Annotated in this window: 5 protein-coding genes; 2 read left to right on the forward strand and 3 right to left on the reverse strand. The window is 70.4% G+C overall.

Features of this window, described 5'->3' with window-relative positions; all coding sequences use genetic code 11:
- Positions 1-7: 7 nt before the first annotated feature.
- Entirely contained in the window at positions 8-478 is a 471-nt protein-coding gene (locus tag FMP39_RS25175; protein WP_228558313.1) for a hypothetical protein, read from the reverse strand.
- A gap of 291 nt (positions 479-769) precedes the next feature.
- Here FMP39_RS25175 and FMP39_RS25180 point away from each other — a divergent pair, with 291 nt between their 5' ends.
- On the forward strand, positions 770-2,572 hold the full coding sequence (locus FMP39_RS25180; RefSeq protein ID WP_228558314.1) for a CotH kinase family protein: 1,803 nt from the start codon (positions 770-772) through the stop codon (positions 2,570-2,572).
- Between the two features lie 61 nt (positions 2,573-2,633).
- Here FMP39_RS25180 and pbpC read toward each other — a convergent pair whose 3' ends face one another.
- Positions 2,634-5,003 (reverse strand): penicillin-binding protein 1C, encoded by a 2,370-nt coding sequence (gene pbpC / locus FMP39_RS25185; RefSeq protein ID WP_228558315.1) that lies wholly within the window; start codon positions 5,001-5,003, stop codon positions 2,634-2,636.
- Between the two features lie 33 nt (positions 5,004-5,036).
- Here pbpC and FMP39_RS25190 point away from each other — a divergent pair, with 33 nt between their 5' ends.
- On the forward strand, positions 5,037-5,720 hold the full coding sequence (locus FMP39_RS25190; protein WP_141592741.1) for a phospholipase D-like domain-containing protein: 684 nt from the start codon (positions 5,037-5,039) through the stop codon (positions 5,718-5,720).
- A gap of 22 nt (positions 5,721-5,742) precedes the next feature.
- Here FMP39_RS25190 and FMP39_RS25195 read toward each other — a convergent pair.
- On the reverse strand, positions 5,743-10,837 hold a 5,095-nt coding region (locus FMP39_RS25195), incomplete at its 5' end, for an alpha-2-macroglobulin (protein ID WP_141592742.1).

Raw genomic sequence — 10,837 nt, forward strand, 5'->3', positions numbered from 1 at the left:
GGCGGCGTCAGGACTGCGCGGCGACGAGGGCGGCGTTGGCGCGGGCCATGGGCCCGCCCTCCATGGGGATGCGCTCGAAGTCGCCGCGCAGCGCCTTGATGGCGAACTTCTCCAGGTCGATTTCCCGGCGGGTGCGCACGCCAAGCACGCGCAGCAGCTCGGACAGGGGGCTGAAGCCGGACACGCTGTGCTGGAGCAGCATGCCCCCCGCCACCGCGGTGAGCCCCCGCCAGCGGCCGCCGTCCCGCCGGCCCAGCAGCAGGCCCAGCAGGCCCAGGGCCGACGTGCCCACGGCGAGGGCGCGGTTGATGTCCCACTCGCGCTCCAGCCGGGCGAGGTAGCGCGTCATCTCCGCGCGGTCCCCCTTCTCCGCCATGTACCGGACGCAGCGCTCCACGTGCTCGTCGATGCGCCGGTTCACCACCAGCGGCGTGTGGACACGCACGGTGTCTGACGACGTCTGGTTCCACGTTTCCATATGAGGCCCTCTCTCCCTGACGCGGCGCGCCCCCTCTTCCCTTGAAGCTAGGACCGCCGCCGCCCCCCGTGCACAGCCCACGCGGGGAAAGGGGCCCCGTTCCGCCCGGCCGCCTGCCCCGCCAGGGGCCCCTTCGCGTCCCATTCCCTCCAGGGTGGGACAAGCAGCCAGGTTGGGTAATCCGTTTCCCTTGCACGCGACGGTGGGGGCCTGAGTGCCGACTCAAGCGTTCGCTCTCCACCAAAAAGGGGCCCTGGAGGCGGGCACAACCGTTGCTTTGCGCCGGGGTTGATGACTCCTTCTCGATTGCTGCTGTGCCTGCCGCTGCTGAGCCTGTGGGCGTGTGATGGACTCCAGGCGGAGCGGCCGCCGCTCCTCCAGGACCCTCCGGGCGTGGAGAATCCGCAAACGCCCCCTGGCGAGGAGGAGCCGCCGCCGACGCAGCCGCCACCGGTGGACCCGCCTCCCATCGACCCGCCGCCGGTGGACCCGCCTCCGGAGCCGCCACCTCCCGTGCCGGAGACGGAGCGGCCCTTTGTCATGCCGCCCGTGCAGACGTCGGTGCCGCAGTACGAGCTCATCATCCCCGAAGAGACGATGCGGATGTTCGAGGCGGACCCTTGGACGCCGGAGCAGGACGGCCTCTTCAAGGCGAACGGGACGACGTACCGCGTGCAGGTGCGCCTGCGGGGCGCTTCCGCGCGCTTCTTCCCGAAGAAGAGCTGGAACGTGAGCTTCGAGGACGGCGTGCGCTTCGAGGGGAGGACGTCACTCAACCTCGTGGCCGAGTACGCGGACGCGACGCTGCTGGCGGAGAAGATTGCCTTCGACCTGCTGGAGGCCATGCGCGTCCCCGCGTCGAAGGGCACGCTGGTGCGGCTCAACGTCAACGGCGTGTACCAGGGCGTGTTCCTGGAAATCGAGCAGGTGAACAAGGCCTTCCTGCGAGCGCACTCCTATGCCGACACGGATGGAACCATCTACCGGTGTGGCTGGAAGGATTGCGAATTCAAGATGGTGAAGGTGCCGTACCAGGGTGACTGGGCGAAGAAGACGAACGAGTCCCAGCCGGACGACAAGCTCTGGGAGATGGTGGGCGCCATCAACCACACGCCCGAGCCCCAGTTCGTCAGCGAAATGGAGAAGCGCTTCGAGCTGGAGCACTACCTGCGCGCCATGGTGATGGACGCGCTGATGTCCAACAACTACGTGGAGGACTCGGAGAGCTACTTCATCTACGACCGCGCGGTGGCGAAGTGGTCCTACGTCCCGTGGGACCTCAACAACGTGGACTCGCGCTGGTGGTACCCCATCAGCGTGGAGGACATGAGCCAGAGCACCAGCAACATGCGCCACCCGCTGTTCAGCTTCACCCTCACCGACGCCTGGGTGGCGAAGATGTACGAGCAGCGCAAGCTGGAGACGGCCTCGTACCCCGGCTACCTGCCGGTGTTCTCCAACCTGGCCACCCGCGTGGTGATGAACCCCGTGCTGCGCGAGCGGCTGGAGGCGCGGCTGGACAAGGCGATGGACGAGCTCTTCACCAGCGAGGTGATGGACGCGCACATCGACACGCTGCACGCGCTCATCGACCCGCACATGCGTGACGACCCCTTCATGGACTACGGCCGCTTCACCGCGGGCCGCACCTACCTGAAGCGCTACGTGCGCGAGCGCCGCAACTTCATCTTCCAGGAGCTGGAGCGGCTCGCGCAGCAGCGGCCCACGCTGGTGCTGGAGGCCGTCCACCCGCGCGAAGGTTGGGTGGAGGTGGGCAACCGCACGTCGGCGTCCCTGTCCCTGGTGGGCATGGTGCTGACGACGCAACTGCGCGTCAGCCTGGCGCAGAGCCCCGGCCACCTGCCCACGCAGGTGCGTGCCCCCATCGGCGCGGTGCTGCCGGAGCTGACGGTGGCCCCGGGGCAGCGCGTCCGCCTCAACGCCGCGCAGTTGGGCATCCAGATGCCCGCCAACGGCGAGATTGGCCTCTTCGACGGGCGCTCCGTGGTGGGCGTGAAGGACCTGCTCTTCTACGGCGACCTGGGCGCGGGCAAGCGCTACGAGCGCGGCTCGCGGGGCTGGGAAGTGCGCTGAGCGCGGCGGCGAGCCACACCTGAGCGCGGCGCTCCTGTCCTCGGGGGCGCCGCGCTGCGTTTCAGGGCCGCATGCGGACCTCCAGCGTCCGCTTCGCGCTCAGTCCCCGGTCATCGGTGACGAGAATCTCGTGGGAGCCCACGGACGGCGTCCACCACACGCGCTCATCGGCGCGCGCCGTCCCCAGCAAGGCCCCGTCCACGAACCACGTCAGTGCCCGCTCGTGTGAGGCCTCCGCCTCCAGCGGCACCTCCTGCTGTGAGGCCGGGACACCGGGAATCAGCACGGCCACATGTCCCGGCGCGGGGGAGACAATGGACGGGGCCGCGCGCGCGCCCCCGGGCTCGCAGCCAGGCGCGGCGGCGGGCGGCTCCGGCAGGCGCCGGTGCTGCTCCTCCAGCCAGCGGCGAATGGTGGCCGGCCAGGTCACATACACCCGCGTCTCCGTCTTCCGCCCCGTCCGGCACATGGGCCCCACCGACAGCCCCGTGGCCATGTCCACCTCCACGTGCTGATGGTACGGGCAGCGCGCGGTGGGCACCGCCGAGCGCCGCGCGTAGACGTGCTTGCGCTGCACGCAGGCGTCCGTCGGCAGGTGGCCCGAATAGGCGCAGACCTCCACCACGGCCAGGTCATCGGGCGGATTCACGCTCTCGTCCGGCAGGTTGAGGCCGCGCGGGCCCACGCCCTCCAGGATGTCGAACAGCACCGGCCCTGCCGCGTCAGCGCCCACCAGGTGCACGCTGGGCGTGTGGTTGAAGTTCCCCAGCCAGACGACAGCCGTGTGCCGGGGCCCCGAGCCCGCCGCCCACGCGTCGCGGTGGCCGAAGCTGGTCCCTGTCTTCCAGTGCACGCGCGCCGGCATGCCCGTCAGCCGACGGCGTGCCGGGAAGTCCGGCCGGTCCTTCAGCGACAGCGCCTGGCGCGTCAGCCAGGCCGCGCCAGGGGACAGCACCTCCACCGGTGCGGCCGCCTTCTCGTCCAGCAGAAGCCGCAGCGGCGGCGCGCGTCCATCCCCCGCCAGCGCGACGTAGACGCCCGCGAGCTCCAGCGGCGTCAGCTCGATGCCGCCCACCGCCGCGGACAGGCCGTAATACCCGGGCTCCTGCACCAGGCTCGTGACTCCCGCCGCTTGCAGGGCGCCCAGGAAGCGCTCCACCCCCACGCGCTCCAAGAGCCGCACGAAGGGCATGTTGAGCGACTGGGACAGCGCGTACTCCAGGCGCACCAAACCCTGGAAACGGCCGTCGAAGTTGCGCGGCGCATAGCCGCCGTAGGCCGTGGGCACGTCCGCCACCAGGTGCTCCGGCCCCACCATTCCCAGGTCGATGCCCATGGCATACAGCAGGGGCTTGAGCGCCGAGCCCGGCGAGCGCGGCGTGGCGAAGCCGATAATCTGCCCGCCGTGCTTCTGGTCGAAGAAGTCGAAGTTGCCCACCAGCGCGAGCACCTCCGCCTGCTGCCGGTCCACCACCACCGCCGTGCCGTTGTAGATGCCTCGCGGCGCCAGGCCCACCGCCGCGTCCCGCATCAACCGCTCCACCATCCGCTGCGTGCCTGCATCCAGCGTGGTGCGCAGCCGGGCATTCGCCGGCCGCTGCGTGCGCAGCCACACCGCCACGTGTGGCGCCTCACGGGGAAAGGGCTTCAGGTCCGTGGGCACAGGCGTGTCGCGCACCTCGCGCAGCACCGTCTCCGCCGACACGCGGGCCGCCTCGGGCCCTCGGGGAAGCGCCTCCACGTCCAGCAGCCTTCGCGCCACGCCGTCCCGCGCCGACTTCAACCGGGCCGTGTTCTGCGCCGTGGGGAAGCGCCGGTTCGGGTTCTGCGGCACCGCCAGCAGCGTGGCAATCTCCGCGGGGCTCAGGTTCGCCGCCGTGTGGCCGAAGTACGTCAGCGCGGCCGCCTCCACGCCTTCGACGTTGCGCCCGTACGGGACGAACTGGAGATAGGCCGCGAGCACCTCCTGCTTGGACAGCCGCACCTCCAGTTGCATCGCCCGGAAGGACTCGATGACTTTCGACGTGAAGGTGCGGGGCCGCGGCTCCAACACGCGGACCAACTGCATCGTCAAAGTCGAGGCGCCGGACACCCGCCGCCCCGTGGACAGGTTGCGTGTCGCCGCGCGCAGCACCGCCAGCGGGTCCACGCCCGGGTGGTGGAAGAAGCGCTTGTCCTCCAGGGCCAGCAGGGCCTGGACATAGTCCGGGTCCACGCGCTCCAGTTGCGTGGGGATGCGCCAGCGCTCGTCCGGGGCCAGGAAGACGTGGGCCGGCGTGCCGTCCCGGTACTCCATCACCACCGATGCGGGCGCGAAGAGACGGGCCGGCAGGGGCACGCGCCAGGCGGCCACCCACGCGGCCACCGTGAGGCCTAGCAACCCCAGGCCGACGGGCAAGAGCTTCCGGGTGATTCGACGGGCACGACTCATGAGACGGTGAATCCCAGGCATATACTCCGCGCAATGAATGCCTTTGAAATCGACGCCATCCTGACGTCCATTCTAGACGACCGGCGGCTGACCCCCACCGAGCGGCAGGCGTTGCAGTCCGTCCTGGCGGAGCGGCGGGCTGGCGAGGCCCTGCTCACCCTCTTCCGCTCCCGGGCCTTCGCCCTGGCACGAGCGTCGATGAAGGACGCGCGCTCCCGGGAAATCATCTCCTGGCTGGAGGAGACGGTGCAGGCGCTGCACGCGCCCCAGCCCGAGAAGACGTCGCGCATGGAGGCGCACTTCTCTCCGGGCGAGGGGCCGCTCAACGCCATCGTCCAGCAAATCCAGTCGGCACGCGGCTCCATCGACGTCTGCGTCTTCACCGTGACGGATGACCGCATCACCCGCGCGCTGCTGGACGCCCATCGGCGCGGGGTGCGGGTGCGAATCGTGAGTGACGATGACAAGGCCATGGACCCGGGCTCCGACATGGAGCGGCTGGGGGACGCCGGCATCCCCATCCGCCTGGACAGGACGTCCGCGCACATGCACCACAAGTTCGCCGTGTTCGACCGGCTGCGGCTGGTGACGGGCAGCTACAACTGGACGCGCTCGGCCGCCGAGTACAACCACGAGAACGTCCTGGTCTCCGACGACGCGCGGCTGGTGCAGCCCTTCAACCGCGCGTTCGACGCGCTGTGGGAGACGCTCGACTAGGAGCGTCTCCCCGCGCCGTGCGCTACAGCAGGTTGTCCTTCCACGGCCCGGACACCTGAATCGTCCGGCCCGGCTCACGCGCCCACAGGCGCGGGTCATACATGGCCTCCGCCTCCGCCGACGGCAGGGTGAAGGCACCCGCCGTCACCGCGCGCACCGCGTAGACGACCTTCTTCGACTCGCGAGGCCCCAGGCTGCCGAAGACCTCCATCCGGTCATCGCGGATGTTCACGTAGTCCGCGGACCACAGCGACGCCGGGTCCACCCAGTCGGTGGAGCCCCCCCGGCCCAGGCGCGCGTTCTCGATTTCCCAGCCCGCCGGCAGCCGGTCCACCAGGGCGATGTTCTGCACGCGCTCGCCCGTCGTGTTGCGAATCTCCAGCTCCACGTAGACGAGGTCCGCCAACGCCACCGGGGCCTGCCCCATGGCCAGCACCGTGCCGTCCAGCTTGCGCCAGGTGCGCGTGAGCGCCAGGCCCTCGCCGCCCGTGCGGGGCTTGCTGTCCGAGCGCACGCCCTCACTGCTGAGCACGAGGTACAGCCGGCCCTCGTCCTTGGACGTCACCTCCAACTGAAGGCCCTGCCGCTCGCTGGCGCGGGCCAGGGACCACGTCCGGTCCGACGAGCGCACCGTCTTGTCCTGCACCGGCGTCATGACCTTTCCGTCCGCCTTGAGCACCGGCGCGGAGAACTGGGTGGACGTCCCTTGCAGCCGCTTGCCCAGGCCGGTGATGCCCCACACCAACTCCTGCGTCGTGTACCAGCCGCTGGAGTGCGCCTGGAGCGATTCGGCCACCATGCGCGCCAGCGGCTCACCCGCCGCGTCCTTGCCGAACAAGTCCTGGAAGGTGCTGAGCATGAAGCCACGACGGCGCCGGTCGGAGTAGAAGGACCAGTCGTTCTTCCGCTCCTCGGTGACGGGCGACAGGTCGGGGTTGCGCAGCTCCTTCTCGTAGCGCCGGTCGCCCGACAGCCACAGCGAGGCCTTGAGCATGTAGTCACGCTCCTGCTCCTCGCCCGTGAGCGCCTTCTGCTTCGCCCGCTCCGCCAGCGCGTCCACCATCTTCTGCACACGCGCCTTGCGGCCCTTGCCGGCCACGGAGAGGACGTAGTGCATGTAGGCCTCCGCGCTGTCCGTGTACATGTCATCGCGGCCCTGGCGGCTCTCGAACTTGTTCAGCTCGGTGGACATCCACGTGAGCGCGTCGTTCAGCCGGTCCTGCGGCACGGGGTACTTCAGCTTCTGCGCGTCCAGCAGCATGTGCGTGGCGTACGCCGAGCCCCAGCCCACCGGCTCCGTGGCGCCCGGCCAGTAGCCGAAGCCGCCCGACGGCGTCTGCATGGCCAGGATGCGGTTGATGCCCGACAGCACCATGTCGCCCACGGTCCCGCCCTGGGTCAGCGTGGGGTCCACGTCGTTCACCAGCTCGGACACGTACAGCAACGGACGGGTGGCGGACGTCGTCTGCTCCACGCAGCCGTAGGGGTAGCGCGCCAGGTACGCGAGGTGCTGCAGCGAGCGCGCGTACGGATTGGCCGTCACCCACAGCGTGGAGCGCTCCGTCGTGGGCACCCAGCCCTGGAGGTACTGCGAGACGTCCGTCGTCCCCTGCGCCAGTTCAATCTGCTGCACCAGGCGCTCGCGCGGGCCCGCCGGAGACAGCGGCACGTCCAGCGACTCGCTCGAGGTGTAGCCGCCGCCCTCCACCGTCACCGACAGCCGCGCCGCGCCCACCGCCTGCACCGCGCGGGCCTGGAAGACGAAGGTGTGGGACTTGCCGTCCGCCACCCGCGCCGTGCCCTCGCTCTTGCCCAGCAGTTGAAGCGGCGAAGTGGCCGCCGCGGACATCACCAGCCCAGGCACCGGCAGTGACTCCGCGTTGAGCGTCACCTTCACGTCCTGCGCCTTGCCGGACAGGTTGGTGACGAAGACGGGCACCTGGATTTCGTCGTGCTGCGTGAGGAAGCGAGGCAACGTCGTCTGGAGCACCAGCGGGTCACGCACCAACACCTGCGCGCTGGCGCGGCCAATGCGCTGCGGGCCCGCCGTCACCGCCATCACCCGCACCGCGCCGCGGTACTGGGGCAGCTTGAAGGGCACGCGCAGCTTGCCGTTGGCCGGCACCGGCAGCAGGCCGCTCCACAGCGCCACCGGCTTGACGGGCTGCACGCGGCCATCCGCGCCGCCCTCGCCGTCACCACCCGTGGAGCGGGACGCGCCGCCCGGCGGCACCAGCAGCGTCCAGCCCAGCGTCTCGTAGGTCTCCACGCCCAGCGCCCGCCGGGTGAAGAGCTGCTTCTGCGGGTCCGGGCTCTGGAAGCGCGTGAGGGAGAGGATGCCCTCATCCACCACCGCGATGGTGGCGAAGGTGGGGCCTTCCTGCGGGCCCAGCTCCAGGTCCACCGTGAGGGTGTCGTTGGAGCGAACCTCCTTGGGCACGTTCATCGTCACCGACTGCGTGTACTCCACCGGCTCCAGCGTGACACTGCCCACGCCGAAGGCGCGGTCGGGCATGAAGGCCTCGGCGGACTCCAGGTGCGGGTCCTTCACCAGGAAGGCGCTCACGTACACGTTGGGCGCGAAGGCGGACGGCGTGAAGCTCCACGTCACCTCGCCGGGCTCCACCGCCACCCAGTGGGAGGCGAGCACGCGGTCCGTCTCCGCGGTGAAGAGCATCCGGCCCTTGTAGGGCGACTTCAGCTTCACGGTGATGGCCTGTCCCACGCGGCCCTTGGCCGGCAGCGCCAGCTCCAGCGAGGTGGGCTTGAGCGGGCGCGGCGTCTGGTCCACGCGCGAGCCTTCCCCCCACCAGTAGTAGCGGCCCTCCCCTTCCAGCTCCAGGTCCGTCTGGGCCCCACCCGAGCGCACGCGCACGATGTAGCCCGCGGAGTCCGCGCCCGGCGTCACGTCCAGCGAGAAGCGGCCGTCCTTCACCGCCACCGTGGAGCGGCCCTCACGCACCGGGCGCAGGTAGCGCTGGTAACGCTCGTAGCCTTCGTTCTCGTCGTAGAAGGAGCCGTACTCCTCCTCCAGGCGCAGGAACTCCACGTCCACCGTCTTGGGCGTCTTGTCCGAGGCGGCCAGCAGCTTGCCGTCCCAATCCACCACCACGCCTTTCACCGTGAAGGGCTTGCCGGCCTTCACCTTGCCCGTACTGCCCTGGAGGCCCACGTAGTACGCCTCCGGGTGCACCGGCACCGTCACGCTGCCCAGGGTGGAGCGGCCGCTGCCCGACTCGAAGACGCTGGCCAGCGCGCTCAGCGCCCCGGCGCCCCGCAGGGCCCCCATGGCGCCCTGGGCCGGGCAACGAAGGACGGCCTGTCCCTTCGCGTCCAGCGTGCCCTGCACCTGGCCCAGCGTGACGGGGCGGGGCTCGCTGCCGTCCTGGCGCCACAGTCCGTAGGCGTACTGCGCGTTCTCCTTCGGCTTGAAGGCGGACGGAATCAGCCGGCACGTCAGCTCCACCGGGCTGCCCTCCGCCGAGCCGCCGAAGAGGTACGCGGCCTCCACGCCCACCGGGACTTCGTCCCCCTGGAGGTAGCCGGCCTGCTCCGTGCGCGCCTCCACCTTCATGCGCTCCGGGACGAACTCCTCCACACTGACGGAGTAGATGGCCACTTCGCGGTCCGCCACATTCAGCACCACGCGGTAGCTGCCCGTGTCCTGGAAGGATTCGAAGGGCAGGTCCAGCGTCACCAGGCCCGCCTCGTTCGTCTTCAGCGACACCTTCTTCAGCTCGCGCTCACGCGGGTCCACCACCACCAACTCCACGGGCATGCCCGCCGGCGGCGCCTTGTCATCCTGGCCCCGCAGCACCGCGGCGATGTGGGCCGTGTCGCCCGGGCGGTACACGCCCCGGTCCGACCACACCGACGCGCGGTAGGCCTTCTCCGAACGGTAGGGCTCGCCATGCACGTCCGCGTTGGCAATCTCCGTCTTCAGCTCGCTGTACTTGAGGTACGTCAGCTCCTCGCCGTCACGGGCGATGAGCGCGAAGGGCACGCTGTCGTCGACGCCGGGGGCGGGCACCTGGAGCCGGCAGCCATCCGCCGCCACCGTGGTGCAGCGGGCCACCGACTCGCCGCTCTTCTTCACCAGGGAGACTTCCACGCCCGACAGCGGCTCGGTGCTCTCGATGCCCAGCGCCCACACCCAGACTTCACCGGCGCCGTTGGAGCCCGGCGCGGCCTCACCGCGCTTGGCCACCAGGCTCAGGTTGGTGAGGAGGATGCGGCTGGCCGCCGCGTGGTGGCTCTGCCTCGCGGTGATTTCCACCAGGCCCTTCGTGTTCGCCGGCACCAGGCTGGCCACGTCCACGTAGGTGGTCGCCAGCGTGTCCGGCTGCGACTTGAGCGCCAGCGTCCGCTTCGCCACCACGTTGGAGGTGCGCTCGTCCGCGCGCTCGCGGTAGTCATCGCTCATCCAGAAGACGAGGTTCTCCGGCGGCACGTTGCGGACGGTGAGCTCCACCGAGTCCAGGTTGAGGTGCTGCAACGGCAGGTTGCGCCACGCGCTGCGCGGCAGGTAGCGGCCGGAGGTGGCGAAGGACAACTGCGGCGAGCGCGCGGGGACGGCGAAGGCCTCCTCGTAGGTGGCCAGCAGCATTCCGCCGCCCACCGAGGACGTGCCCGCGTCGATGCGCAGCGCGTAGGAGCCGCGCTTGAAGTCACCGAAGATGCGGAAGCCGCGGCGGGACGGCGCGACGGAGACCTTGACGGCGGGCGTCAGGTGGATGGCCTCCGCGGCGACGCCGTCATCCAGCGTGCAGCCCTTGTTGCGGTGGTCCCAGTAGTACGGGTCATACCCTTCCGTCTCGCGCGGGGAGGGCGGCTCGGCGCCGTCCACGTCCCGGCAGCTCACCTCGATGTAGAAGCCCGTGGTGCCCTGCTCCACCGAGGCGCGGGTGATGTCCATTCGCTTGCCGCCGCGGAGCTCGAACGCGCTGCGCGCGGCGGGGGCCGTCGCCTTCGCCTGCGACGCGGCGGGCAGTCCCGCCTGGAGGCTGAAGTCGACCGTGCGGCCCTGCTTGAGCAGCCCGCTGGTCAGCTGCGCGCTGACGACGTTGCGCGTGGTGGGCAGGGTGCGCCACTTCACGTCCCCCACGGCCCTGTCTCTT

The sequence above is a fragment of the Myxococcus sp. AB056 genome, from assembly GCF_006547365.1.
Lineage (GTDB): Bacteria > Myxococcota > Myxococcia > Myxococcales > Myxococcaceae > Myxococcus > Myxococcus virescens.